Below are 25,933 nucleotides of genomic sequence, written 5' to 3' on the forward strand. Positions count from 1 at the left end.
TTCTCTATGCGGTAACGTTAGTGCTGCTATTAACATTTATGTCCGAAGTAGAGCTCTATGGTCTGATCAGGGAATTTACGGGCGTTATATCCGGTGACGTATGGGATAAATATTATTTCCTGTCTATTTGTCTCGCTTCACTATTGATTGTATCAATAGTGGTTTATATAACGGCTTTAATTAAAAAACGTTAATCCTCAAAGCACCAGAGACTAATCAGTTAGCGGTTTTTTACGGGGCCTGCTGAACGGTGCTCCGCCTGCGCGGCGCACCGTCAGCGATCGGCTATCAGGCAACCTGAACCGGAATGGCTTTGGCCTGGCGCTTCATCTCGTTGTCGCCTTCAAAGTAGGCGACCTTTGGCCGCCAGCTGCGGGCTTCTTCATCGCTCATGGTGACGAAGCTGGCGATGATCAGAATATCGCCGACGCTGGCGCAGTGCGCCGCCGCGCCGTTAACGGAAATGATTCTGGAACCGCGCTCGGCGGCAATGGCGTAGGTGGAGAAGCGGTTACCGTTGGTCACGTTCCAGAGATGGATCGCCTCATTTTCGAGGATCCCGGACGCATCAAGGAAATCCTGGTCAATGGCGCAGGAGCCTTCATAGTGCAGATCGGCCTGGGTGACTTTTACGCGGTGGAGTTTGCCCTGCAGCATATTACGAATCATAGTGTCTACCTTTATTCCCGTCATACTTCAAGCGGCATACAGGCTGGCTGCACTCGAACTATTGCGGGTATCTACCTGACGAAAACGAAGCGGATATCGCATCCGCTTGAGCAAATGCCGGGCAGTATTGCCCGGTTTTTAACCTTTGTCTACAGGCTGAGCTCGACGATTTTGTTGTCGATAAGACGCGCCTGGCCGAGCCATGCTGCCATCAGGATCACCGCCCGCTGGCTGGTCTCCGTGAGCTCCAGCAGCGTATCGGCATCGCGGATCTGAATATCGTCAGAGCGGAAGCCCTTTTCGTCCAGCTCCTGCCCGGCAAGGGTAATCATTTCATCCAGATTACGATCGCCGGCCGCCAGCTTTTCCGCCACGCTATTCAGCACTTTATACAAGCCTGGGGCGATTTTACGCTGGTCGGCGGTCAGGTAGCCGTTGCGCGAGCTGAGCGCCAGGCCATCTTTGGCGCGGATAATCGGTACGCCGATAATCTCGATATCGTAGCCCATGTCGGCAACCATCTTGCGGATCAGCGCCAGCTGCTGGAAGTCCTTCTCGCCAAAGCAGGCGACGTCCGGCTGCACCAGGTTGAACAGCTTGCTGACGATGGTGGAGACGCCGCGGAAGTGGCCCGGACGGCTGGCTCCTTCAAGCATGGTCGACAGGCCGGGAACGTCGACGTAGGTCTGGCCTTCAGTACCGTGCGGATAGATCTCCGCCGGAGCCGGTGCGAATACGAAGTCCACTTTGCGTTTGTTCAGCTTCTCGCAATCGTCCTGCAGCGTGCGCGGGTAGCGCGTCAAATCGTCAGGGCGGTCGAACTGCATCGGGTTAACGAAAATGCTGACCACCACGACGTCAGCGCTGGCTTTCGCCTCATCAACCAGCTTCATATGGCCGTCATGCAGGTTGCCCATGGTGGGAACCAGCGCAATGCGCTTGCCTTCCTGACGTAAACGGCGGATATGCTGACGCAGCAGCGGCAGGGATTCAATAATCAGCACAACAAGACTCCTTAATGGAAACTGTGTTCTTCGCCCGGATAGACGCCGGACTCCACTTCGGCAATATACTGCCGTACCGCCGCGCGCATGTCGCCTGCTGCGGTGAGGAAATTTTTAGCGAATTTAGGAATATGGCCGCCGGTGATGCCGAAGGCGTCGTGCATCACGAGGATTTGCCCGTCGGTGACGTTGCCGGCGCCAATGCCGATCACCGGAATGGTCAGCGCCTCGGTCACGCGCTGGGCCAGCGCCACCGGCACGCACTCCAGCACCAGCAGCTGCGCGCCTGCGGCTTCAAGCGCCAGCGCGTCGTCAAGCAGCGTTTGCGCCGCGTCGCCGCGTCCCTGGACCTTATAGCCGCCAAAAACGTTAACCGACTGCGGCGTCAGGCCAAGATGGCCGCAAACCGGCACCGCCCGTTCTGCCAGCATTTTTACGGTCTCGGCAAGCCACGCGCCGCCTTCAATCTTGACCATGTTCGCGCCCGCGCGCATCACCACGGCGGCGCTGGCGAAGGTCTGTTCCGGCGTGGCGTAGGCCATAAACGGCAGGTCGGCGAGCAGCAGGCAGGACGGAGCGCCGCGGCGTACCGCCTGAGTGTGATAGGCAATGTCTTCAACCGTCACCGGCAGCGTGGAGTCGTGGCCCTGTACCGTCATGCCCAGCGAGTCGCCAACCAGCATCACGTTAATGCCCTCATCGGCAAACAGCTTTGCGAAGCTATAGTCGTAGGCGGTGATGGTGGCGAAGCGCTTCTTCTCCTGTTTGCATTTCTGCAGCAGGGCAATAGTGGTCGGTTTCATAACGTTTCCTGATGATGAAAGTCATATTAACCGGCATTCTAACAGCAGCACTGGAGGGGGCAACGGTTTTAGGCAACCGATAACGACGATCGCCGGAATTGCTAAAAGCAGCGGGGACTACCAGAGAGCGGGTTTGTCGGCAGCGAGCTGGGTCAGTACGCTGCGTAACGCGACGCCGTCAGGAAAATGGAGTTCGGGGGCAATCTCAAACAGCGGCCACAGCATAAAGCCGCGGTTTTTCATATCGTAATGCGGCACCGTCAGGCGCTCGCTGTCGATGACCTGCTCGCCAAACAGCATGATATCGAGATCGAGCGTGCGCGGACCCCAGCGTTCGGCCTTGCGTTCGCGGCCCTGCTGCAGCTCGATGCGCTGGGTATTATCCAGCAGCGCTTCTGCGGCAAGCCCGGTCTCCAGTGCGACGGCGGCGTTAAGGTAGTCAGGCTGATCCTGCGGCCCCAGCGGCGGCGTGCGGTAGAAAGAGGAGACGGCGACGATCCGGCTATTGGGGATCTCCGCCAGCGCGGCAACGGCAGCATTAACCTGCTCCAGAGGAGCGGCCAGATTGCTGCCGAGGGCGATAAAGGCGAGCGTCATGCGCCGCCCGGGCGCGGGGCGCGTTTGCGTGGTCGACGATGACGGCGGCGCGGCGCCGGCTCTTCATCGAGCTCGTTAAGCATATCTTTTTGATCCGGCGGCGGAGCAACCTGGAACTCGCCCCACCATTTGGTCAGGCGCAGCAGCTCACCATTTTTTTCAGCACCGGCGCGCAGCTCAAGCAGATCGTACGCGGCGCGGAATTTCGGATGCTCCATCAGCTTCCACGCGCGTTTGCCCTGGCGGCGGGACATCCGCAGCTGCAGCTGCCAGATATCGCGAACCAGCGTAGTGATGCGCTTTGGAATCGCCAGCGTACGGCAGGCTTCGTCCAGCACGTCGTTCATCGCCAGCAGGAAGGCGTCGTTGTACGCCAGACCGCTCTCCTGGGTAATTTTCTGCGCCATTTCCAGCAGCGGATACCAGAACATCACCGCAAACAGGAACGCCGGGTTAACGCGCATATCGTTATGGATGCGGTTATCAGTGTTCTTCAGTACCTGGGTGATGATGTGCTCCATCGGGCTATCGCCGCGCTCGGTAAAGTAGCGGGTGATGGTCGGGAACAGCGGCTGGAACAGATTGTATTCGCGCAGCAGCATATAGGTATCAAAACCGTAGCCCGCCTGCAGCAGCTTGAGCACTTCTTCAAACAGACGCGCCGGAGGCACGTCGTGAAGCAGCGCCGCCAGGCGTGGGATCGGCTCGGCGCTTTCCGCGCTGATGCTCATATTGAGCTTGGCGGCAAAGCGCACCGCGCGCAGCATGCGTACCGGATCTTCGCGGTAGCGGGTTTCCGGATCGCCAATCAGGCGGATAACGCCATCCTGCATATCCTTCATGCCGCCAACGTAATCGCGGACGGTAAAGTCGGCCACGCTGTAGTAAAGGCTGTTAATGGTGAAGTCGCGGCGCTGGGCATCTTCTTCGATGGAGCCGAAGATGTTGTCGCGCAGCAGCATGCCGTTCTGGCCGAGCTGCGAGGTGACGCGATCGGTGGTATGCCCTTCGTGGTGACCGCGGAAGGTGGCGACTTCGATAATCTCCGGCCCGAACATGACGTGAGCCAGGCGGAAACGGCGGCCGACCAGGCGGCAGTTGCGGAACAGTTTACGTACCTGATCCGGGGTCGCGCTGGTGGTGACGTCGAAATCTTTCGGCTTCTTGCCAAGCAGGAGGTCGCGTACGCCACCGCCGACGAGATAGGCTTCGTAGCCCGCCTTGTTCAGTCGATAGAGCACCTTGAGGGCATTATCACTGATATCTTTGCGGGAAATTGCATGCTGTTCGCGCGGGATAACCGTCATATGCGTTTGTTCGACGGCGGCTTCTGCCTCGCGCTCCTCACGGCTTAGCACCTTACGGCAAAAATTAGCGACTCGGGTAAAAATGTTGCACCTCGTAGTGTCAGACTGACTTCAGGACCAAAAAGCTACTCTATGGACTTCAGATTGCAGCGCGGCGACAGGCTTGTGGGCTCCCGGTGGCATAGAAAGCTATGTAACCTGGGCGGACAAATGCGGCTATCGCAGCGGCAACGTGTAAGGCGACGAGTAAAAATTGCGGCTAATCATAGCTCAGCGGGAGCCATTTGAGAATGCTGGATTTTTTCGGGTTTCCAGTTCACTACCGCCTGCTTGAGTAAATCATCGATACTCAACGCGCGCCATTCCTGCTCAACGTCCTGATTAAGAAACATTAGCGCCCGTATAATTTCCGGGCGCGGATCGCCTTCCGGCAGCGCCGGGGCGTGATTTTGTTTGGAGAGTTTATTCCCCTCGGCGTTCAGCGCCAGCGGCAGATGCAGGTAATCCGGCGCCTGCCAGCCAAAGTGCTGGTAGAGCGAAATCTGCCGCACCGTAGGCTCAATAAGATCGGCGCCGCGGACTATCTCACTTACGCCCTGGAAACGATCGTCCACCACCACCGCAAGATTATAGGCGAACAGGCCGTCGCGGCGGTGGATAATAAAATCTTCGCGCGCCAAAGGCTCGTCGGCAACCAGGGTTCCGCGCAGCTGGTCATAAAACTCAAGCACCGGTCGCGTCTGGCGTATGCGCAGCGCGGCGTCCTGTGCCGGCAGCCGCAGGTCGCGACAGTGGCCGTCATAGATGCCGCCAACGGCGTGAATCCGCGCGCGGGTGCAGGTGCAGTAATAGCACAGCCCCTGCTCATGCAGCCAGGCAAGGTGCTCCCGGTAGGCTTCGTGGCGCTGTGACTGCCACAGCACGTCGCCATCCCAGTGCAGCCCGTAACGCTCGAGCTGGCGCAGAATGGTGTCGGCGGCGCCGGGAGCTTCCCGCGGCGGGTCGATATCCTCAATGCGTACGTGCCAGATGCCGTTTTTTGCCCGCGCCTGGAGATAGCTGCCGAGTGCGGCAATCAGGGAGCCGAAATGGAGTTCGCCGGAGGGTGAGGGGGCAAAGCGGCCTGTATAGCGTGAATCATTCATGGTCTATAGAGCATGTAGGCGGGAGAAACTCCCGCCGGAGATACGATAGCGAAGTGGATCAGCCTGCCATCTGTTTTTCGCGAATTTCCGCCAGAGTTTTGCAATCGATGCACAGATCTGCGGTCGGACGCGCTTCCAGACGGCGAATGCCGATCTCAACGCCACAGGATTCACAAAAGCCGAAATCTTCGTCTTCGACTTTCTTCAGTGTTTTCTCGATCTTTTTGATGAGTTTACGTTCGCGATCGCGGTTACGCAGCTCCAGGCTGAACTCTTCTTCCTGAGCGGCACGGTCTACCGGGTCCGGGAAGTTAGCAGCTTCATCCTGCATGTGTGTTACGGTGCGATCCACTTCATCCCTGAGTTGATTACGCCATGCTTCAAGAATACGCTTGAAGTGCGCTAGCTGGGCTTCGTTCATATACTCTTCGCCCGGCTTCTCTTGGTACGGCTCCACCCCAGCGATGGCGAGAATACTCAGGGACGATGTTTTACGGTTTTGCCCTTCTTGCATGTTGCTTCTCCTTAACACGCACTATCGATCCCCATGGTGGGGGAAAAATCAGGCCGCTATAAATAGCAGATGCTTTTCCGGATAGCAATTATCTAAACGTTACACTTGACAACCCTGTGAAGAAAAGCGTATTTGCGCTCGCGACCCGGACACTATTTAGCCGTTTGTTTACCGGGAGTTAACACCACGGTAATCGGCTTATTCAGAGTCATCATCTCGGTAGAAAGTTCCGCTTTATATGCGAGAATTTCAACCCCCTTGGTTTGCGCTTCAATCAATAGCTGTGCGTATCTGGCATCAATGTGGTGAGCGGGAGAGAAACGGTCGATCGCCGAATGCAGCACGGCGAATAAAATCACGGCCCGATCGCCGGCTGCCGCCACGCCCATCAGCTCCCGCAGGTGCTTCTGGCCGCGCTCGGTGACCGCATCGGGGAAATAACCGCTCTCTTTCTCCGCTAACGTAACCGATTTCACTTCAATATAGCAGTTTTGTCGTTCTTCTGCCTGTAACATAATATCGATGCGGCTGTTCTCTCCGCCATATTTCACTTCACTTTTCAGCGTGTTATAGCCAGAAAGCTCGCTAATATTCCCCGCCAGTATCGCCTCTTTTGCCAGCGTATTGGCACGTAAAGTATTCACGCAAATCGTCGCGCCCTGCTGGGTTTCGGTTAATTCCCAGGTATGTGCATACTTGCGCTTCAGGTTATCGGAGGTGGAATACCAGACGGTATCGCCGGCCGTCGCGCAGCCGGTCATCGCCCCGGTGTTCGGGCAGTGCAGGGTCAGCTCGCGTCCGTCGGGGGTCACCACGTCGGCCAGAAATCGTTTGTAACGTTTAATCAGAACGGCGGACCGTAGCGGTGGGGTGAACAGCATCAGCTCTCCTCGTTGAAGGGGTAACGTTCCAGCGCGGTATAGCGGGTACGTCCGCGGGCAAAGCTGGATTCATAAAGTACAAATTCGCGCACCGCAAACGTCCAGCTGAAGCCGGGCGGCGGGATGGGCACCGCGCTGCGGGCATCGCGCAGCAGGGTGATATGCGGATGGAACGGCTGCGGGCTTTGATAGCAGCCGCTGCGGGCCGCCTGCGCGCGCAGCATTCCGGCCAGCTGCAGCACGCCGCGCGGCGGCTGGCGCGTACCGAGCCACACCACCCGCGAACGCAGCCACTGTCCGGCATCGTCGAGGGTCAGCGTAAAGCCGGGCTGGCGAATGCGTCCCGCCAGTGCCGCCAGCGCGCGCTGCTTATCCGCGCTGACCTCGCCAAGAAACGCCAGCGTCAGGTGCAGATTGGCTTTTGCTACCGGCCTGCCGGCGTCATCCGGGAAGCTCAGGGCGCGCCAGTCGACGATCCGCTGCTGCACCTCTTCAGGCAGTTCAAGGGCGAAAAACAGCCTTTTCGGCTCGGACATGATAAATACCCGGTAATCATTTCAGTGCGATGAATTTCAACCTGCAGCGGATCTGCAACGCGAAAGACGACAAGTCAGGCGTGATGCTACAATGCCTGCCCTTGAATGTTAAGCCCTGGAGCCTTTCGTGTCCTCATTGCCGGTTGCCGCCGTCCTCCCCGAACTTCTCTGTGCTCTGCAGCAGGCGCCGCAGGTGCTGCTCAATGCGCCAACCGGTGCCGGTAAATCGACCTGGCTGCCGCTGCAAATCCTCGCGGCGGGCCAGATCGACGGGCGCATTATTCTGCTGGAACCGCGCCGGCTGGCGGCACGCAACGTCGCACAGCGGCTGGCCGAACTGCTGGGCGAGAAGCCGGGCGATACCGTGGGCTACCGGATGCGTGCGGACACCTGCGTCGGACCAAATACCCGAATCGAAGTGGTCACCGAGGGGATCCTGACGCGCACGCTCCAGCACGATCCCGAGCTGACGGGCGTGGGTCTGGTGATCCTCGATGAGTTCCACGAGCGCAGCCTGCAGGCGGATCTGGCCCTCGCCCTGCTGCTCGACGTGCAGCAGGGCCTGCGCGACGATCTCAAGCTGCTGATTATGTCGGCGACGCTGGATAACGATCGCCTGCAGCGGATGCTGCCGCAGGCGCCGGTGGTTACCTCCGCCGGCCGGGCCTTCCCGGTGGAGAAGCGCTATCAGGCGCTCGCCGCGCACCAGCGCTTTGATGAGGCGGTGGCGATAGCCGCCGCCGAGCTGCTGCGCCAGGAGAGCGGGTCGATGCTGCTGTTTCTCCCCGGCGTCGGCGAAATTCAGCGGGTGCAGGAGCAGCTGGCCGGGCGGGTGGCTGACGATGTGGCTATCTGTCCTCTGTACGGGGCGCTGCCGCTGAGCGAGCAGCGAAAGGCGATTCTGCCGGCGGCGCAGGGGATGCGCAAGGTGGTGCTGGCGACCAATATTGCCGAAACCAGCCTGACCATTGAGGGGATTCGGCTGGTGGTGGATAGCGCCCAGGAGCGGGTTGCCCGCTTTGACGCCCGCACCGGCTTAACCCGCCTGATAACCCAGCGCATCAGCCAGGCCTCCATGACCCAACGCGCCGGCCGCGCCGGGCGTCTTGAGCCCGGAATTTGCCTGCACCTGATCGCGAAAGAGCAGGCGGAGCGCGCGGCGGCGCAGAGCGACCCCGAGATCCTGCAAAGCGATCTGTCGTCGCTGCTGCTGGAGCTGCTGCAGTGGGGATGCCAGGATCCCGCCGAACTCCGCTGGCTGGATCTGCCGCCGGAGATCAACCTGGCAGCGGCCCGGCGTCTGCTGACGGCGCTCTCCGCGCTGGAGGGCGGCAGGCTCTCGGCGCGCGGGCGGAAGATGGCCGCGCTGGGCAACGATCCGCGCCTTGCGGCGATGCTGATTGCGGCGGACTCTCCCGATGCGGCGGCAACGGCGGCTAAGCTGGCGGCGATCCTCGAAGAGCCGCCGCGCGGCGCGAATAGCGATCTTGGTTCGGCGTTTGCCCGCCAGCAGCCCGGCTGGCAGCAGCGGGCGCAGCAGCTGCTGAAGCGCCTCGGCGGCCGCGCGGGCCATCCCGACGCCCAGCGCGTGCCGGCGCTGCTGGCACCGGCCTTTGCCGACCGGATCGCCCGCCGACGCGGCCAGGAGGGGCGCTACCAGCTGGCCAACGGCATGGGGGCGATGCTTAACGCCGATGACGCGCTTGGACGCCATGAGTGGCTGATTGCGCCTCTGCTGCTGCAGGGGAGCTCGTCACCTGATGCGCGCATTTTACTTGCGCAGCCGCTGGATATTACCGCGCTGCTGGAGCAGCTGCCGGATCTGGCGCAGCGCTCCGATACCGTGGAGTGGGATGAGGCCCAGGGAACGCTGAAGGCCTGGCGCCGCACCTGTATCGGCCAGCTGGTCATCAAAACTCAGCCGCTGGCAAAGCCGTCGGAAGAGGAGCTGCACCGGGCGATGCTCAACGGCATTCGCGAGAAGGGCCTCAGCGTGCTGAACTGGACGGCGGAGGCGGAGCAGCTCCGTCTGCGCCTGCACTGCGCGGCGCAGTGGCTGCCGGAGGAGGCGTGGCCGGCGGTGGATGAGACCTCGCTGCTGGCAACGCTGGAGGCGTGGCTGCTGCCGCAAATGAGCGGGGTGCACTCGCTGCGCGCGCTCAGGGCGCTGGATATTCGCCAGGCGCTGCAAAACTGGCTGCCGTGGCCGCTGCGTCAGAAGCTCGATAGCGAGCTGCCAACCCACTACGTCGTGCCGACCGGCAGCCGGATCGCCATTCGCTACCACGAGGAAAACCCGCCGGCGCTGGCGGTGCGTATGCAGGAGATGTTTGGCGAAGCGACGACTCCGACCATTGCTCAGGGCCGGATGGCGCTGGTGCTGGAGCTGCTGTCACCCGCCCAGCGCCCGCTGCAGATCACCCGCGATCTCAGCGCCTTCTGGCAGGGGGCCTATCGGGAAGTGCAAAAAGAGATGAAGGGACGCTACCCCAAACACGTCTGGCCGGACGATCCGGCAAACGCCGCGGCGACCCGGCGCACCAAAAAGTATGCGCCGCCGGGATCGCGCTGAGGCCGGCTACCACGCCTGGGTCCACAAAAACAGGCCGCCGCCGGCCAGCGCCAGCCAGGGACCGAAGGCCAGCGGCCTATCCAGCGGCTGGTGGGTCAGCCGCCGCAGCACCAGGGTGCAGATAAGCCCGCTGGCCGAGGCCAGCAGCAGCGTATGCGGCAGCGCCTGCCAGCCAGACCACGCGCCGAGCGCCGCCAGCAGCTTAAAATCGCCGTACCCCAGCGCCTCCTTGCCGGTCAGCAGCCGAAAGACCCAGTACACTACCCAGAGCGACACGTACCCTGCCATCGCGCCGATCACCGCCTCCGTCAGCGGCACAAACGTCGCATCGAGATTAAACAGCAGCCCGGCCCACAGCAGCGGCAGCGTCAGGCGGTCGGGGAGCAGCTGCGTCCTGGCGTCGATGATGGCCAGCACCAGCAGGGTGGAGAGCAGCCCCAGCCCGCCCAGCAGCGCGAAACCCGGATTCAGCAGATACCCGGCGAGCACAAACAGCAGCCCGCAGAAGAGCTCGGTCAGCGGATAGCGGCGTGAAATCGGCCGCGCGCAGCAGCGGGAGCGCCCCTTCAGCAGCAGGAAGCTGAACAGCGGGACGTTATCCCGCCAGGCAACGGGCTGCCGGCACTGCGGGCAGAACGACGGCGGAAAGCTCAGGCTGAGCCGCTCCTGGCCCTCCTCGGCCATTAACATCAGCGGCAGCCGGTAGATAACGACGTTAAAAAAGCTGCCGAAGCACAGACCGAAAATAAACAAAAAACCGCCCCATATCAGGGGGAACTGCAGTGAAAATGCGGCAAGTAGCGTCATGGTTTCTCCGGTAGTGACCATTTTCCCTGCAGCTGCCAGGGCGTGCGTCCATGTTCATCCTGGCGGCCGCTCTGGGCGATAAGCGCCGCGAGCAGCGTCGGCATTGACTGCCGGCTCTGTAGCGTTCCACGAAACGCGTAGCCGCCGTCAGGTGCGAGGGTGCCCCGTCCGCTCAGGCTCAGCTGATGCGACTCCTGGCTGATGTTCAGCGCCAGCGCCCCCGCGGGCGTGCAGCTGAATTTGCCGCTGACGCTGGCCAGCGTCAGGGACCCGGCGGGGGAGCTCAGCGTCGCATCCTGCCAGCGCGCGCGGCCGTCGGAGATCTGCTGGCAGCCGGCGGGGCTGAAGCGCGCCTCGGCGATCTCCAGCGTAATCAGGCCCTCGGCGTCAACCGACCCGGACTGCGTCAGCCCGCGACCGGCCACGCCGGCGGGGACGATAAGGCGGGCATCGCGCAGCGTCAGCGCGCTCAGCCCCTGCAGCCAGACCTGGCCGCGCAGCCCGCTGTAATCGCTGAACGAAATCTGCCAGCCCGGAAGCGCGCCGGAGAAAGCCAGCCTCCAGCGCAGGTGGGCGAGGCCGGCTCCGCGCCAGACAATATCTCTGGCCTCGCCCTGCCAGACGGTGCCGGCAAGCTCGCCGACGCCGATCCCGGCCGGCAGCGCGGCGGTCAGCAGCCTGGCGGGGGCGGTGAACAGCATCCACAGCAGCCAGGCGCTGAGCAGCACTCCAACGGCAGATTTACTTCTCATGCCGACGCTCGAGGATCAACGTATTCACCGTCACCCAGCCGGGACGCTGGGGATGCGCGGTGACGGCCAGGGAGGCGGCGTGAATGCCCTGCCGGCCCAGGGCGTCGAGCCATGACATCAGGGCCTGAAAGGTACAGGCCTCGAGGGTGACGTTGACCCGCATCCCCTGCGGCTGCAGCCGGACGATCGCCAGCGCCTGGCGGGTCGCCTCGCGCATGATGACCGCCGAGGGCTCTTCGGTGGTGGGCGCAGGGCCCGGCCGCTGGCGGCTTAGCTGCTGCAGGAGCGGAGCCTGCTGCTGCATCCAGCGCAGGCTGGCCTGCTCTTTGGCGAGGGTTTGCCGCCACTGCTGCTCGCGGTCGAGCCACGGCTGCCAGAAGGTGTAATACGCGATACCGACAAACAGCGCGAGGGCCATCGCCACCAGCAGGCGCTGCTCCCGCTGCGAGCGCTGCTGCCATAAAATACGCAGGCTATGCATCGTTTTCCTCCAGGGAGAGACGCCCCTCAATGCCGTCCGCTCGCGGCTTCATTTCGCCGGTTCGCACGCGAAAATGGGGCTGCGCCCGCAGCCTGAACTGCTCCAGCGCCCGGGGTGATACCGCCGACACGTCGAGCTGCAGGGCGTTGCGCGCGCCGTCATAGGCCAGCGCCCGCAGGCGGATCCCCGGCGTTTCGGCGACGATCTTTTGCACCAGGCTGATGGTGACGACCGACGGCGGATGCGCCGCCGTCTGCTCAAGCTGGCGCAGATGCTGCTGCATCTGCAGACGGGGGTTAATCACCCGGGTCTCCGTTTTAAACCACTGATGATAAAACGCCCGGCTGGCCTGCTGAGCCGCGGCCGCCTGCTGGCCGAGCGCCAGATGGTCGAGCACGGCGTTGACACCCCACAGCAGCACCAGCGCGGCGGCAGCGGCCATCGCCGGACGCCAGCGCAGCCCGGCGGGCTGCCAGCGGCGCTTCGGCGCAAACTCTCCCTGGCGTAGGCAGATGCGCTGCGCTGCAGGATTCGCTGCCGCCAGCTGGAGTAAATCCTGCGCCGCCAGCGCGCGCCACGGTGCCGGGATCGCCGGGGGCGGCGAGTAGCTATCGATCGGCGGCTGCGCCTCGCCGGGGGAGAGCAGCTCTGCCAGCCAGCCGGCTTCCGCCGCCATCCCGCCCCAGGCCTGATGGCGAATCAGCCACTGTTCGCCGACCTGCAGCGCGCTCCAGCGGCCCGGAGTGAAGGGGAGAGCCAGCGCATCCGGCGTCAGGGCGAGGATCTCGAGCCCCAGCTCGTCGCAGCGGGCAAGCCACTCGCGCATTTTTTGCCGCTGCAGGGCGGCGACGTGGCAGAGATTTTTCTGCCGGTGGAGCAGCGCAAAATGAACCTCCTCGACGTCGGTTGCCAGCTGCTCCTCGAGCAGGAAGGGTAGAACCTGCTGCGGGCGCTGGCGCAGGCCGGCGGGCAGCGTCACGCTGTGAAAAGCGCAGTCGCTGGCCGGAACCAATACCCAGGCGGGATAGCGCGCCGCCAGCTCGCGCAGCGTCGGGTCATCGTCGCCGGCGGACCATTCGCCGGCGCTCTCCGGCTGCCCGGGCGACATCAGGCGCCAGGCGATCGGTCGTTCAGGGGCGCCGAGGCGCAAAATGAGCGCCGCGCGGGGCGGCGTTTTATCGTTATTCATCGGCCACTCTGTAAAGTCCATAACGTCGCTGGATAACGCGGAAGCTGCGCCCTTCGCGCTGCAGGAGGCTGCGTTGCTGATAGCGCGCGCTGCCCATGACCACGGTGAACGAGGCGACAAAGCGTTCACTGTGGACCGTCAGCCAGGGGCGCACGGCGGTGGTGTCGGTGTCCTGCAGCGCCTGCTGGGCTAAAAACGCGGCGACGCTGTTCCAGCCGCTTGCCGGACGGGTGCTCAGCAGCTGGCGCGCCTGCTGAATGCTCAGATCTGCGGGAAACAGCGCCGCCAGCAGGGCGGCCTGCGCTGGCTTCAGGGTATTGATATTGATCTGCAGGGCGTCGTTCGGGTGGGCGCAGACGTAGGGCAGCAGACGCTGGTACAGCGCCGCGTCCATCCCGGCGAGCAGGCGCAGCTCGCTGAGATCCTGGATATTCTGGTTGCCGGTCAGGTAGCCCGGCGACTGCGCCATATAGACCTCGTCTTCCGCGCCGTTGAGCAGCGGCTGGCTATCCGCATCGATCCAGTCGCGCAGGGCGGCGGTGAGCTGCAGGGCGCGCAGCGGCTCCGCGCCGAGCTTCTCCAGCAGGCGGGTAAAGGCGCGTGCCGCGGCGGGGATCGCTTCGCTTTCATCGGCGGTGGCGCGGTTGACGGCATTCAGATTGAAGCAGGCCAGATCGTCGGTAATCGTGGCATAAATCTCGCCGTCATCGACGGTGAAACGGCGTCCCTGCTGGGCCCAGTTTTGCGCCAGATGGGTCTGGTTCGGCGAATCAAGCGCGTCGCGCTGCAGCAGCGCGGCGACCATCGTCTCCGCGCCCAGCGCGTACCATTTGGCCTGCAGGTTATCGAGGGTGGTGGCCGTCTGCTGGTACATCCGCGCGGTTCTTTCGGTGATGGCGCTCGCCAGCACCATCATCAGCGCGAGGATCAGCAGCACCATCAGCAGCGCGACGCCGCGCTGTCGGCCGTTCATGGCAGGTCTCCGGGGGCAACTAAAAACAGGCGCGTGACGTCTCCGTAGCCCTTCAGCGTTAAGGTGACTTCAAGCGCCTGCGGCAGATTTTGCGCGGACTCCCAGCGATCCTGCCAGCCGCCGTTGGCGTAAAAGCGCAGGCGGAACGCCTCGACGTCGCGCTGCAGGACCCAGGTCGTCGGCCGGCTGCCGGTGAGCGGGTCCTGCTGGCCATAGCTCAGGCGCTCCAGCCGCTGCTGGCGCAGGCGGTAGCTGACGTTCTGGATCTCTGAGCGCGGCAACATGCCCATCGGGTTTGGCCAGCCGCTGCGGCTAAAGGCTATCGCCCAGTCGTCGCTGCTCAGCTGGAAGCGCCCGGCGGAGAAGGGAGCGTCGTCGTTGCGGCCGCGGCGGGGGACTATCTGGTTGAAGTCGGCGGCCATCTGGCTAAAGGTCTGCTGCAGCGTGCGGATCTGCTGCGCTTTCTCTTTGGTGAGCGTATCCGCGCGAATGACGTTTTGCAGCACGCTGACCGCCGCCACGCTCAGCGCGGCGAGGATCGCCAGCGCCAGCAGCATTTCAACGAGGGTAAAGCCGCGCATGGAGCCGGTGTTCATGGCCGGGTCACCCAGGTGCGCAGCGAGGAGACCGGAGCCTTGTCGCTTTTGTCATGGCGGACCTCGACGTCCAGCGCCCGCAGCTGCGGGAGCTCGGTTTCGACGCCCTGCCAGCGGATGTGCCAGCTGCCGCCTGCCGCCTGGACCGTCGTTTCCGAGGGGCTCAGCGCCGGCCAGCGGTTTTCCAGCTTCAGCTGGATCAGCTGATTGTCGGCAAGCCATCCGGCGAGGGTTTTCTCCTCCATGCGCCCGAGATGGTTCGTCTGCTGCAGCGTGGCCTGCATCACGGATAGCCCGGCGAGGGCGAAGACCACCAGCGCGACCATGACTTCGATAAGCGTCATTCCGGACTGCGATTTCATGGGCTCTCCTCCCGCTGCGTGGGCTGAACGTCGCCGCGGGCGTCAACCTCCAGCGCCAGACCGCGGCCGATGTGCAGCTGAAAGGGGGTCACTTCCCCGCCGGGGAACAGCAGCACGTCGGGCTGTTCGCCCGGCGTCCAGGCGGCGCCATCGGGGAAGCTCAGCGCTAGCGGTTCCGAGGCGGCGCTGCCCGAGGTGGCGACGCGAGCGATCTGCAGCGGCTGCCAGCGGGAGCCCTCCTCGCCGCCGTCCGCTTCGCCAGCGTTGCCGCTCTCGTCCGGGGTCAGCAGCCGCATAAACTGCCAGCGGTCGGGGTGAATCGAGATAGCGTAGAACTGGCCAGTCTGCAGCCCACGGTCGCGGACAAAGCTCAGCTGTGCCTGGAAGCGCTCGAGGGTCTGCGCCGGGTCGTTCTCGCGCGATGGCGGAAACGCCAGCATCACCATGCCCGCGCTAACGCCCATCAGCAGCAAAATGAGCATCATCTCCAGTAACGTGAAGCCGCGCTGCTGCACTATTTTTTCCCGATATTCCAGTTGCCGAGATCGTCGTTGGTATCCGGCATGCCGTCCGGCCCGACGCTAAACACATCGACCTGGCCGTGCTGGCCGGGGCTGAGCAACTGATAGTCGTTGCCCCACGGGTCCTGCGGCAGGCGGCGGATATAGCCGCCTTCCGGATAGTTACGCGCCTGCGGCTCGGCGGCGGGGCGGCTGACCAGCGCCGCGAGCCCCTGCTCGGTGTTGGGGTAGCGGCTGTTATCCAGCTTGTACATATCCAGCGCGCCCTCCAGCGCCACCAGATCGCTGACCACCTTTTGCCGGTCCGCTTTCTCTTTATTGCCCATCAGGTTAGGGACCACCAGGCTGGCAAGAATGCCGAGAATGACAATCACCACCATAATTTCCAGTAAGGTGAATCCACGCTGTCGTTGCATTTTTTTCTCCATTATTACAATCACATACTCATAAGGGTGTTGAGTTGCAGGATCGGCTGCAGAATGGCCAGCACGATAAACAGCACCATGCCGGCCATCGCCACCACCAGCAGCGGCTCAAACAGGCTGAGCGCCATCTGAATTTGCGCGCTCAGCTCGCGGTCCTGGTTATCGGCGGCGCGCTCGAGCATGCCGTTGAGCTCGCCGCTCTGTTCGCCGCTGGCAACCATGTAGCGCATCATCGGCGGGAAGAGGGCGGTGGCTTCGAGGGCGCGGTGCAGGCTGATCCCTTCGCGCACCGACTCGGCGGCGGTTTCCAGCTGGCGGCGCGCCCAGGTGTTGCTTAACACCTCCGCGCTGATGCGCATTGACGGCAGCAGCGGGACGGCGCTGGCGTTCAGAATGCTGAGGGTGCGGGCGTAGCGGGCGCTGTTGATGCTGCGGGCCACCCGGCCAATCAGCGGCAGGCGCAGCAGCTGTCTATGCCAGATAAGCCGCCGCGCGGGCTGGCGCAGGGCGTAATGCAGCAGCAGCCCGCTCGCCAGCAGCGCCAGCAGTAGCCAGGGTCCAGCGCTGCGGACGATATCGCTCATGGTCATCAGCAGGCGGGTGGAGAACGGCAGGGCCTGCTTGAGATGAACAAACTGATCGACGACCTTCGGCACCACCGTGGAGAGCAGGATAGCGATCACGCTGATGGCGACCAGCGTCAGCACGATGGGGTAGATCATGGCCTGCAGCAGGCGGGCGCGAAGCTGCTGGCGCTGTTCGGTATAGTCCGCCAGCCGGTTAAGCACGCCGGCAAGGTGCCCGGAGGTTTCGCCCGCGGCGACCATCGCGCAGTAGAGCCGGTCGAAGCAGGCCGGATAGCCGCGCATGGCCTCCGCCAGGGTATGACCCTCCAGTACCTTGCCGCGCACGCCGGCCATCAGGGTTTTCAGGTGCGCTTTTTCACACTGCTGCGCCACCGCGTCCAGCGCTTTTTCCAGCGGGATCGCGGCCGCCACCAGCGTCGCCAGCTGGCGGGTGAGGAGGGCGAGGTCGCCGGCGCCGGTACGCCGCGTCAGCAGCGAATGCCCGCCGCCGCGCGCGCGGCCTTCAGCGGCGTCGACCTCAACGGGCAGCCAGCCCTTTTCCCGCAGCAGCTGGCGGGCGTGGCGGGCGGAGTCCGCCTGCTGTACGCCGCGCTGCGTCCTGCCGCGCTCGTCCAGCGCCCGGTAGCTAAAAATGGCCATCCAGATCCCCCTGCGCCGCATGCTGCTCGGTCACCCTGACCACCTCTTCCCAGCTGGTTATGCCGCTCAGCACCTTCTCCAGCCCGGCGCGGCGGAGGGTGATATAGTCCGCCCCCAGCCGCTGGCCCAGCGTTAATTCGTTTTCCCCGCGGTGAATTGCCATCCGCACCCGATCGTCAACCCGCAGCAGCTCGTGGATCCCGGTACGCCCGCGATAGCCGCTGAAGCCGCACTCCGCGCAGCCCTCGGCGTGCCACAGGGCGGTACCGGCCGGGACGCCCATCCGCGTCGCCGTATTCTCATCCGCCTGCCCCGGACGACGGCAGTGCGGGCAGAGCCGGCGCACCAGGCGCTGCGACAGCACCGCCAGCAGCGAGGTTGACAGCAGAAATGGCTCCACGCCCATATCCTGCAGGCGCGAAATCGCCCCCAGTGCGCTGTTGGTATGCAGCGTGGAGAGCACCAGGTGGCCGGTGAGGGAGGCCTGCACGGCAATCTGCGCCGTCTCGCCGTCGCGGATCTCGCCCACCAGCACCACGTCAGGGTCCTGGCGCAAAATGGCGCGCAGCCCGCGGGCAAAGGTCATCTCCACCCTGGGGTTGACCTGGGTCTGGCCGATCCCTTCCAGCTCGTATTCGACGGGGTCTTCGATGGTCATAATATTGCGCTCGCGAGCGTCCAGCCGGCTGAGGGCGGCGTACAGAGTGGTGCTTTTGCCGGACCCGGTGGGGCCGGTGACCAGAATGATGCCGTGCGGGCGGGCCATCAGCTCATCGACCTGCTGCAGGAGCGCGGGCGGCATCCCGAGGGTCAGCAGGTCGAGATTGACGCTGTTTTTGTCCAGCAGGCGCAGCACCACGCGCTCGCCGTGGCCGGAGGGCAGCGTCGAGACGCGCACGTCAACGGCGCGCCCGCCGATGCGCAGCGCCATGCGGCCATCCTGCGGAATGCGCTTTTCCGCGATGTCGAGGTTGGCCATCACCTTAATGCGTGAAATCAGCAGGGCCGCAAGCCGACGCTGCGGGCGGAGGATCTCCCGCAGCACGCCATCGACGCGAAAGCGGATCTGCAGGTGGCGCTCGTAGGTTTCGATATGAATATCCGAGGCCTGCTCTTTGATAGCCTCCGTCAGCATGGCGTTGATCAGGCGGATAATCGGCGCATCGTCCTCGCTATCCAGCAGATCGTCGGTGTCGGGCAGCTCGTCGGCGAGGGTGTATAAATCCAGCTCGTTGCCGATATCGGCCATCATGCGCCGGGCTTCCGCCGAATCGCGCTGGTAGCTCAGCACCAGCAGCTTCTCGAACTCGTCGGCGGCCAGCCGCTGGACCTCGATCGGCCGGTCCGCTACCCGGCGCGCCTCAAGCAGCGCCGCCGTCGGCGTCTCGGCGAGGCAGCGGACGGCACAGGTCGCGCCGTCGCTCAGCAGGATAATGCCGTGGGCGCGGGCGTAGACGAAAGGCAGCAGCGGGCGGCTCTCCGCCAGCGGCGTCACGGCTGGCCTCCCAGGTTGAAGGCATCGATAGCGGCGCCGATCCGGCGAAACGCGGCGGTATCCTGCTGGGGGTAGATATGCAGCAGGTCATCGTTCAGCGACGCTTCCGTGCCGTCTTTGCCGCGCTGTTTGGTTTGCGCGTCGTTAAAGGCGTTGTACTGGCCGGAAGAGGCCTGCCGGTAGCCGTCGCGGTCGCGAATGATGGTCGGACGGATAAACAGCATCAGGTTGCGTTTGGAGACCTTTTTGCTGGTGGAGCGGAACAGGGCGCCTATCACCGGGATATCGCCGAGCAGCGGCACCTTATCGGCGGAGTCGGTGACGCTTTTGTCCAGCAGCCCGCCCACGACGACGGTTTCGCCGCTGCCGACCAGCACCGCGTTGTTAACCGTGCGGGTATTGAAGGTGGCGCCTAAATCCGAGCTGGTGCTGGAGGCGGAGTCGGCGACGCTGGAGACCTCCTGCTCAATTTCCAGCAGCACCGAGTCCCCTTCGTTAATCTGCGGCTTGACCTTCAGCTTAATGCCGACGGTTTTGCGTTCGACGGTATTGAAGATGTTATCGCCGGAGGTGGTCTGTGAGCCGCTGAGTACCGGTACCTCCTGACCGACGTTAAAGGTCGCCTCCATGTTGTCGAGGGTGACGATGCTGGGGGTGGCGAGAATATCGTTTTTGCTGCTGCTGGAGAGGGCGGTAAGCAGCATCGCCCAGTTCCCCTGATAGAACCCGGCGGCGATGCCGTTAAAGGAGCTCAGGGCGCTGGCGAGCGAGCTGGTGACCGTGCCGTCTTTGTTGTACTGGTTGGCGCCGGCAATGGCCGTTGAGATCGGCAGCCCGCTGTTGTTGAACTGGGTCATGCCGGCATTTTTATTGGCCCACTGCACGCCAAGATTGAGGCCGTCGGCGTCCTGAACCTCGGCGATAATTGCTTCAACCAGCACCTGCGGGCGGCGAATGTCCAGCTGCGCGATGACCCGCTCGAGGTCGTTCATGACGTCCGGGGCGGCGGTGACGATCAGCGCGTTGGTCTGGCCGTGGGCTTTGATAATGATGTTTTTATCCAGCGCCGCCACCGGCTTCGCGCTCTGTTTCTCGCTCTGCATGCTGCTGCTGATGCCGGTTAGCACCTCCACCAGGTCGGCGGCTTTGGCATACTTGAGATAGATAACCTTGGTGTTTCCCTGTACCGCCTGCTGGCGGTCGAGCTGGCGGATCATGGTGATGATGCGCTGGCGTGAGTTCGGTTCGCCGCTCACCAGCACCGAGTTGGTCCGCTCGTCGGCGACCACGTTCGCCACCATCGAGCCGGGGAGCGCGGATTTACTGGTGTCCTTGTTCAGCTCATTCACCAGCTTAACCACGTCGGCGGCGGAGGCCCAGGAGAGCGGGACCGTCACCACGCTGCGATCGCCGGCGTTATCAACCCGCTCGACGATGGTCAGCAGGCGCTTAATCACCGCCGCGCGCCCGGTCATCAGCAGCACGTTGGACGGCTCGTAGTGCACCACGCTGCCGGCCCCGGCGTTGTCGTTGAGCTGGCGCAGCAGCGGCGCGAGATCGCGGGCGGCGACGTTGGTGAGCGGCACCACGCGGGTCACCACCTCATCGCCCACGCCAGGGGAGGCGTCGCTGGCGACCGGTACCGCCGCGGTTTTGGCATCTTTTGAACGCACCACCTTCAGCACGCCGTTATTCATATTGATAACCGCAAAACCGTAGACGTCCAGTACGCTGAGGAAGAACTGATAATATTGTTCTTCAGTGAGCATATCGTAGCTGCGAACGGTAATTGTGCCGCGTACGCTGGGGTCGATAATGACCGTCTTATTGAGGTTTTTGCTGACGGTATTAATAAATTCCTGAATATCCGTGCCCTTGAAGCTGGCGGAGAATTCTTCCGCAGCGGCGGGTTTGAATAACAGCGCGCTGAATATCATCAGCAGCGTAAAAAGCAGGCGGAAAATTAGGGTGCTGCGCAATTATTCATCCCTCAAGGCTAAATAGATATCCTGCCGCTGGCCGTCGCGTTCGACGGTCAGCGTTATTTCGCTAAGCTCGGGGAGCTGTTTTAATGCTTGCTGAGCCTGCTGCCGATCGCGGAGATCGAGACCGTTCAGAGCGACCGCCAGATCGTTTTCCTGTAATCCGGCCTGGCGAAAAAGAGTGGGGTCTTTGCCCGGATTAAGTCGATATCCGCTGAGCTGCTCATTGACCATAATCGGGGAAATATTGAGATAGTTGAGAATATTTTGCGGCCGCTCGCGCACCTGCTTAACCCACTCTTTCGCCGGCGGCGTCGGGGCGGATTTCACCGCTGCGCCAGCGTCGTCAAAGAGCGGTATCGCTTCGTTTCTGCCCCGATAGTTAACGATCAGGCGATCGTTAAGAATGGCGACTATTTTGGCTTCGTTACCCGGGGTGCTGTCGCCAACGCCCAGGCTAACCTGTTGATTCCCTTTCGCCACGATGGCAATTGAACGTGCGGCATCGCTGCTGGCGAGCAGGCCGGTGATCCGCAGCTTGAGGGCGGAGAGTGGCGCCTCGGCCAGGGTTTTACCGTCGGCTGAACCGTCCGCTGGCGGCGGCGTTTTTTCCGCATTGCCAAATAGCGTAAACGGCGCTAATTCGTCTGGTCGAATAGCCGCCGGGGAAGGTAAAACCGCCGCGGCGTTAATCGTTATAGCCGCAGAGTCTACAGGGAATATAATCCGCCAGCTTAATTTGGCGAGCTGTTGAGCAATAGGTAATAACATGACGAACATCACAATATGAGGCGCGTTGTTTATTATCGCTTTATTTGTTAGTGTTAACCTCATCACAGAAAAAGGTATTTTAATTCTTTTTCTCATCCTGTTTTCCCCGGGGCGGTCGCGATCCCTACCTTTATTGGTGGGTGGCTTTTTATATTTAAATCTTTTATTGCGAAATTCTCGGTGAGTCGCCGCAAAGCATAATGAGTTTCGCTATCCGGGTCGTCATTCCCTTTTTATTTTTACTCCCCCGGCCGCCTACGCCCCCCCATTAATTGCTAATGGATGATTGAATCGCTGAAAGCAAAAATATCTAATTGCGGCGCTTTACAGATAAACATCTTTTCTTACCTTTCATAATTTATTAAGCATATTAGGGACTATCGAATGCTCAGATATACCTGTAATGCCCTATTCCTTGGCTCGTTGGTTTTACTTAGCGGCTGCGATAATAGTTCTTCATCTTCTTCCTCTGGCTCACCCGACACGCCCGATAATCAGGATGTTGTCGTTCGTTTACCCGATGTGGCGGTTCCCGGTGAAGCTGCCACGGCTTCCTCTCAGCAGGCGGTCATTCATCTGGTTGATATTGCTGGCATTACCAGCGCCACTGCCGCGGATTACAGCACCCGGAATCTCTATCTCTGGAATAATGAAACCTGCGATGCGCTCAGCGCCCCGATGACGGACTGGAATGACGTCAGCACCACGCCGAGCGGCAGCGATAAATACGGCCCGTACTGGGTGATTCCGCTCAATAAAGAGAGCGGCTGCATCAACGTTATCGTCAGAGACGGCACCAACAAGCTGATCGATAGCGATCTGCGCGTGTCGTTCAGCGACTTTACCGACCGCACGGTCTCGGTTATTGCCGGCAGCAGCTCGCTGTATGATACCCGCGCGGATGCGTTTCGCGCCGCGTTTGGCGTGGCGCTTGCCGAGGCCCACTGGGTCGATAAGACCACCCTGCTGTGGCCGGGCGGCGAGGGCAAACCGATCGTTCGCCTGTACTACAGCCACAGCAGCAAAGTGGCCGCCGATAGCGAAGGCAAATTTACCGACCGCTATCTGAACCTGACTCCCACCACCGTCAGCCAGCAGGTGAGCATGCGCTTCCCGCAGCTCTCCAGCTACGCCGCGTTTAAGCTTCCGGATAATGCGCCGGTCAATGAGCTGCTGCAGGGCGAAACGGTGGCGATCGCCGCCGAGAAGGACGGTATTCTGATCTCCGCCACCCAGGTGCAGACGGCGGGCGTGCTGGACGACGTCTACGCGCAGCCGGCGGAGGCCCTTAGCTACGGGGCGCAGGTGAGCGACGGTGGGGTTAATTTCCGCCTGTGGGCGCCGACCGCGCAGCAGGTCGATCTGGTGCTGTATAGCGCCGATAAAAAGGTGCTCGCCAGCCATCCGATGACCCGCGACGCGGCCTCGGGCGCCTGGGCATGGCAGGGCGGAAGCGATCTGAAGGGGGCCTTCTACCGCTATGCGCTGACGGTTTACCACCCGCAGTCGCGCAAGGTTGAACAGTACGAGGTGACCGACCCGTACGCCCATAGCCTCTCCACCAACTCGGAGTACAGCCAGGTTGTCGATTTAAACGACAGCGCGCTCAAGCCCGACGGCTGGGATAGCCTGGCGATGCCTCACGCGCAGAAAACCAAAGCCGATCTGGCGAAGATGACCATCCATGAATCGCATATTCGCGACCTTTCTGCCTGGGACAGCACCGTTCCGGCCGAGCTGCGCGGTAAGTATCTGGCGCTCACCGCTCAGGACAGCAACATGGTGCAGCACCTGAAAAAGCTCTCCGCCTCCGGGGTGACCCACGTTGAGCTGCTGCCGGTGTTCGATCTGGCGACGGTCAACGAGTTCAGCGATAAAGTTGCCGACATCCAGCAGCCGTTCAGCCACCTCTGCGAAGTCAACAGCGCGGTGAAGAGCAGCGAATTTGCCGCCTACTGCGCCAGCGGTTCGACGGTGGAAGAGGTGCTTAATCAGCTCAAGCAAAGCGATAGCCAGGATAACCCGCAGGTTCAGGCGCTGAATAGCCTGGTGGCGCAAACCGATTCCTACAACTGGGGCTACGATCCGTTCCACTACACGGTGCCGGAAGGCTCTTACGCCACGAACCCGGAAGGAACCGCGCGGATCAAAGAGTTCCGTACCATGATCCAGGCGATTAAGCAGGATCTGGGAATGAACGTGATCATGGACGTGGTGTACAACCACACCAACGCCGCCGGGCCAACAGACCGGACTTCGGTGCTGGATAAAATCGTCCCCTGGTACTATCAGCGTCTGAACGAAACCACCGGAAGCGTTGAATCGGCAACCTGCTGCTCGGACTCCGCGCCGGAGCATCGGATGTTCGCCAAGCTTATCGCCGACTCGCTGGCGGTATGGACCACCGATTACAAAATTGACGGTTTCCGTTTCGACCTGATGGGCTATCACCCGAAAGCGCAGATCCTCTCGGCGTGGGAGCGGATGAAGAGCTTAAATCCGGATATCTACTTCTTCGGCGAAGGCTGGGACTCCGGGCAGAGCGACCGTTTCGAAATCGCTTCGCAGATCAATCTCAAAGGTAGCGGGATCGGCACCTTCTCCGATCGTCTGCGCGACTCGGTGCGCGGCGGCGGTCCGTTTGACTCCGGCGATGCGCTGCGCCAGAACCAGGGGATCGGCAGCGGCGCCGGCGTATTGCCTAACGAGCTCACCAGCCAGAACGAAGATACGGTGCGCCACCTTGCCGATCTGACGCGTCTGGGCATGGCCGGGAACCTCGCCGACTTTGTGATGATCGATAAAGACGGCGCGGTGAAAAAGGGCAGCGAGATCGACTACAACGGCGCGCCGGGGGGCTATGCGGCTGACCCGACGGAGGTTGTTAACTACGTTTCGAAGCACGATAACCAGACGCTGTGGGACATGATCAGCTACAAAGCCGCGCAGGAGGCCGACCTTAATACCCGCGTGCGGATGCAGGCTGTATCGCTGGCGACGGTAATGCTGGGCCAGGGGATCGCCTTCGATCAGCAGGGTTCAGAGCTGCTGCGCTCTAAATCCTTCACCCGCGACTCCTATGATTCCGGCGACTGGTTTAACCGCGTCGATTACGCCATGCAGGACAACAACTTTAACGTCGGGATGCCGCGCAGCAGCGATGACGGCAGCAACTACGATCTGATTTCCCGCGTTAAGGAGATGGTGGCGACTCCCGGCGAGCCGGAGCTGCAGCAGATGACCGCGTTCTACCAGGAGCTGACCCAGCTGCGTAAATCATCCCCGCTCTTCACCTTAGGTGACGGCAGCGCGGTGATGAAGCGCGTCGATTTCCGCAATACCGGCGCTGATTCGCTGGCTGGCCTGCTGATCATGACCATCGATGATGGCGTCCAGGCGGGCGCAAGCCTCGACGGCCGGGTGGATGGCCTGGTTGTGGCGATCAACGCGGCGCCTGAGAGCCGGACCCTCCATGATTTCAATGGTGAAAACCTGCAGCTGAGCGCCATTCAGCAGGCGGCGGGAGAGGGGTCGCTGGCGAACGGCGTCGAGATCGCTGCCGATGGCGCGATTACGCTACCGGCCTGGTCCGTGGCGGTGCTGGAAAAACCGCAGGGCGACGCGCAGGGCGCGGGCCTGCCGGTAAGCAGCAAATAAAGCATCTCTTTAGCTGACCTGCATTCACGGGGTCAGGCAGCCCGGCGCTCGGCGTCGGGCTGCGATTCTTTCGCTATCAGGAGAAAGGGTGTGATGATTCGCCATGATGAAGAGTGCCCGATGCCCGCGGTGAGCGTCCGGGAGGCGGGATCGCCGGTGATGGTTGGTACAATGGTGCAGGTTCCCTGGCTTACCGTTCCGCTCTACGCCGCGCTATTTATCGCGCTGGGCTGGTTTGGCGGCGAGCAGTGGCGAAACGCGCCGGTCGCGCAAAAGCCGCTGGTGCCGGTGGCGCATGCGGCGCTGGTGCCGCTTAGCCAGCCTGCACCGCAGCAGGCGGCCTCCGTACCGGTATCTGCTCCGACAAAGCAAAAGGTGCAGGCCAGCGTCGAGGAGGAGAGCCCGCAGGAGGAGGATTATTTACCGGCATTACGCTACAGCGCACATATCTACGCCTCGAGCGAGGATAAGCGCACGATTGTGATCAACGGTCAAAGCTGGCAGGAAGGGCAATCGCCGCTGCCGAATCTGGTGATTGAGCAGATTCAGCAGGATTTAACCGTGTTTAGCTTTAAGGGCAATACGTTTACTCTGGCGGCGCTGGATGACTGGCCGGGAGGTATTATTGCGGATAGTCCACAGGGGCAATAAATTAGGCGCCAATAAAA

General features: G+C 62.2%; 25 protein-coding genes. 3 read left to right on the plus strand and 22 right to left on the minus strand.

The genetic code is table 11. The features are described from left to right. Positions 1-288: 288 nt before the first annotated feature. From panD to thpR, 9 genes are all read right to left on the minus strand, one after another. Positions 289-669: an aspartate 1-decarboxylase gene (gene panD / locus RTE01_RS08940; protein WP_041144088.1), complete on the minus strand. Its 381-nt coding sequence runs from the start codon at positions 667-669 to the stop codon at positions 289-291. A 149-nt stretch (positions 670-818) separates the two neighbouring features. Continuing rightward, the gene (panC, locus tag RTE01_RS08945) at positions 819-1,673 is read right to left on the minus strand and encodes a pantoate--beta-alanine ligase (RefSeq protein WP_115193552.1); all 855 of its coding nucleotides are present in this window, start codon (positions 1,671-1,673) and stop codon (positions 819-821) included. Positions 1,674-1,684: 11 nt separating this feature from the next. Beyond that, positions 1,685-2,476: a 3-methyl-2-oxobutanoate hydroxymethyltransferase gene (gene panB, locus RTE01_RS08950; RefSeq protein ID WP_041144090.1), complete on the minus strand. Its 792-nt coding sequence runs from the start codon at positions 2,474-2,476 to the stop codon at positions 1,685-1,687. Positions 2,477-2,593: 117 nt separating this feature from the next. Beyond that, positions 2,594-3,073 carry a 2-amino-4-hydroxy-6-hydroxymethyldihydropteridine diphosphokinase gene (gene folK / locus RTE01_RS08955; RefSeq protein ID WP_115193550.1) on the minus strand — a complete coding sequence of 160 codons (480 nt, stop codon included), beginning with the start codon at positions 3,071-3,073 and terminating at the stop codon, positions 2,594-2,596. Beyond that, complete coding sequence (gene pcnB / locus RTE01_RS08960; protein WP_071844888.1) at positions 3,070-4,464, minus strand: polynucleotide adenylyltransferase PcnB; 1,395 nt, start codon at positions 4,462-4,464, stop codon at positions 3,070-3,072. The genes folK and pcnB overlap by 4 nt, the downstream gene beginning before the upstream one ends. A 179-nt stretch (positions 4,465-4,643) precedes the next feature. Then, complete coding sequence (gene gluQRS / locus RTE01_RS08965; protein WP_134525256.1) at positions 4,644-5,525, minus strand: tRNA glutamyl-Q(34) synthetase GluQRS; 882 nt, start codon at positions 5,523-5,525, stop codon at positions 4,644-4,646. A gap of 58 nt (positions 5,526-5,583) precedes the next feature. After that, positions 5,584-6,039 (minus strand): RNA polymerase-binding protein DksA, encoded by a 456-nt coding sequence (gene dksA / locus RTE01_RS08970; RefSeq protein ID WP_007373199.1) that lies wholly within the window; start codon positions 6,037-6,039, stop codon positions 5,584-5,586. 152 nt (positions 6,040-6,191) lie between these two features. Then, the gene (sfsA, locus tag RTE01_RS08975) at positions 6,192-6,920 is read right to left on the minus strand and encodes a DNA/RNA nuclease SfsA (RefSeq protein ID WP_141334919.1); all 729 of its coding nucleotides are present in this window, start codon (positions 6,918-6,920) and stop codon (positions 6,192-6,194) included. Beyond that, a complete protein-coding gene (thpR, locus tag RTE01_RS08980; RefSeq protein WP_041144095.1) occupies positions 6,920-7,456 on the minus strand; it encodes an RNA 2',3'-cyclic phosphodiesterase in 537 nt (178 codons plus the stop codon). Before thpR ends, sfsA begins: the two co-directional genes overlap by 1 nt. A gap of 127 nt (positions 7,457-7,583) precedes the next feature. On the opposite strand from thpR, the gene hrpB reads away from it, so the two are divergent. After that, complete coding sequence (gene hrpB / locus RTE01_RS08985) at positions 7,584-10,028, plus strand: ATP-dependent helicase HrpB (RefSeq protein ID WP_141334921.1); 2,445 nt, start codon at positions 7,584-7,586, stop codon at positions 10,026-10,028. Positions 10,029-10,034: 6 nt separating this feature from the next. Here the strand turns inward: hrpB and RTE01_RS08990 are convergent, their stop codons facing one another. Genes RTE01_RS08990 through gspC form a run of 13 tightly spaced genes read right to left on the minus strand, consistent with a single transcriptional unit; the run spans position 10,035 to position 21,686 of the window. Next, positions 10,035-10,835, minus strand: coding sequence for a prepilin peptidase (locus tag RTE01_RS08990; RefSeq protein WP_134525257.1), 801 nt, complete (start codon positions 10,833-10,835; stop codon positions 10,035-10,037). Continuing rightward, the gene (locus tag RTE01_RS08995) at positions 10,832-11,587 is read right to left on the minus strand and encodes a type II secretion system protein N (protein WP_134525258.1); all 756 of its coding nucleotides are present in this window, start codon (positions 11,585-11,587) and stop codon (positions 10,832-10,834) included. The genes RTE01_RS08990 and RTE01_RS08995 overlap by 4 nt, the downstream gene beginning before the upstream one ends. Then, complete coding sequence (gspM, locus tag RTE01_RS09000) at positions 11,577-12,068, minus strand: type II secretion system protein GspM (protein ID WP_141334923.1); 492 nt, start codon at positions 12,066-12,068, stop codon at positions 11,577-11,579. Before gspM ends, RTE01_RS08995 begins: the two co-directional genes overlap by 11 nt. Then, the gene (gene gspL / locus RTE01_RS09005) at positions 12,061-13,257 is read right to left on the minus strand and encodes a type II secretion system protein GspL (RefSeq protein WP_141334925.1); all 1,197 of its coding nucleotides are present in this window, start codon (positions 13,255-13,257) and stop codon (positions 12,061-12,063) included. Before gspL ends, gspM begins: the two co-directional genes overlap by 8 nt. Next, the gene (gene gspK / locus RTE01_RS09010; protein ID WP_134525259.1) at positions 13,250-14,230 is read right to left on the minus strand and encodes a type II secretion system minor pseudopilin GspK; all 981 of its coding nucleotides are present in this window, start codon (positions 14,228-14,230) and stop codon (positions 13,250-13,252) included. Before gspK ends, gspL begins: the two co-directional genes overlap by 8 nt. Further along, positions 14,227-14,811, minus strand: coding sequence for a type II secretion system minor pseudopilin GspJ (gene gspJ / locus RTE01_RS09015; protein WP_134528389.1), 585 nt, complete (start codon positions 14,809-14,811; stop codon positions 14,227-14,229). Before gspJ ends, gspK begins: the two co-directional genes overlap by 4 nt. Positions 14,812-14,822: 11 nt before the next feature. Continuing rightward, positions 14,823-15,188 carry a type II secretion system minor pseudopilin GspI gene (gene gspI / locus RTE01_RS09020; RefSeq protein WP_041144103.1) on the minus strand — a complete coding sequence of 122 codons (366 nt, stop codon included), beginning with the start codon at positions 15,186-15,188 and terminating at the stop codon, positions 14,823-14,825. Beyond that, a complete protein-coding gene (gene gspH, locus RTE01_RS09025) occupies positions 15,185-15,703 on the minus strand; it encodes a type II secretion system minor pseudopilin GspH (RefSeq protein WP_134525260.1) in 519 nt (172 codons plus the stop codon). Before gspH ends, gspI begins: the two co-directional genes overlap by 4 nt. Then, positions 15,703-16,125 (minus strand): type II secretion system major pseudopilin GspG, encoded by a 423-nt coding sequence (gene gspG / locus RTE01_RS09030; RefSeq protein ID WP_041144105.1) that lies wholly within the window; start codon positions 16,123-16,125, stop codon positions 15,703-15,705. Before gspG ends, gspH begins: the two co-directional genes overlap by 1 nt. A gap of 20 nt (positions 16,126-16,145) precedes the next feature. Then, on the minus strand, positions 16,146-17,360 hold the full coding sequence (gene gspF / locus RTE01_RS09035) for a type II secretion system inner membrane protein GspF (RefSeq protein ID WP_134525261.1): 1,215 nt from the start codon (positions 17,358-17,360) through the stop codon (positions 16,146-16,148). Then, positions 17,347-18,855 (minus strand): type II secretion system ATPase GspE, encoded by a 1,509-nt coding sequence (gspE, locus tag RTE01_RS09040; protein WP_141334927.1) that lies wholly within the window; start codon positions 18,853-18,855, stop codon positions 17,347-17,349. The genes gspF and gspE overlap by 14 nt, the downstream gene beginning before the upstream one ends. Beyond that, positions 18,852-20,792: a GspD family T2SS secretin variant PulD gene (gene pulD / locus RTE01_RS09045; protein ID WP_141334931.1), complete on the minus strand. Its 1,941-nt coding sequence runs from the start codon at positions 20,790-20,792 to the stop codon at positions 18,852-18,854. Before pulD ends, gspE begins: the two co-directional genes overlap by 4 nt. Positions 20,793-20,834: 42 nt before the next feature. After that, the gene (gspC, locus tag RTE01_RS09050) at positions 20,835-21,686 is read right to left on the minus strand and encodes a type II secretion system protein GspC (protein WP_141334933.1); all 852 of its coding nucleotides are present in this window, start codon (positions 21,684-21,686) and stop codon (positions 20,835-20,837) included. 306 nt (positions 21,687-21,992) lie between these two features. On the opposite strand from gspC, the gene pulA reads away from it, so the two are divergent. Both pulA and gspB read left to right on the plus strand, forming a co-directional pair. Then, the gene (pulA, locus tag RTE01_RS09055) at positions 21,993-25,265 is read left to right on the plus strand and encodes a pullulanase-type alpha-1,6-glucosidase (protein WP_141334929.1); all 3,273 of its coding nucleotides are present in this window, start codon (positions 21,993-21,995) and stop codon (positions 25,263-25,265) included. Positions 25,266-25,355: 90 nt separating this feature from the next. Then, on the plus strand, positions 25,356-25,916 hold the full coding sequence (gene gspB / locus RTE01_RS09060; protein WP_406632294.1) for a type II secretion system assembly factor GspB: 561 nt from the start codon (positions 25,356-25,358) through the stop codon (positions 25,914-25,916). Positions 25,917-25,933 lie beyond the last annotated feature (17 nt).

This window comes from Klebsiella terrigena (assembly GCF_006539725.1).
GTDB classification, from domain to species: Bacteria; Pseudomonadota; Gammaproteobacteria; order Enterobacterales; family Enterobacteriaceae; genus Klebsiella; species Klebsiella terrigena.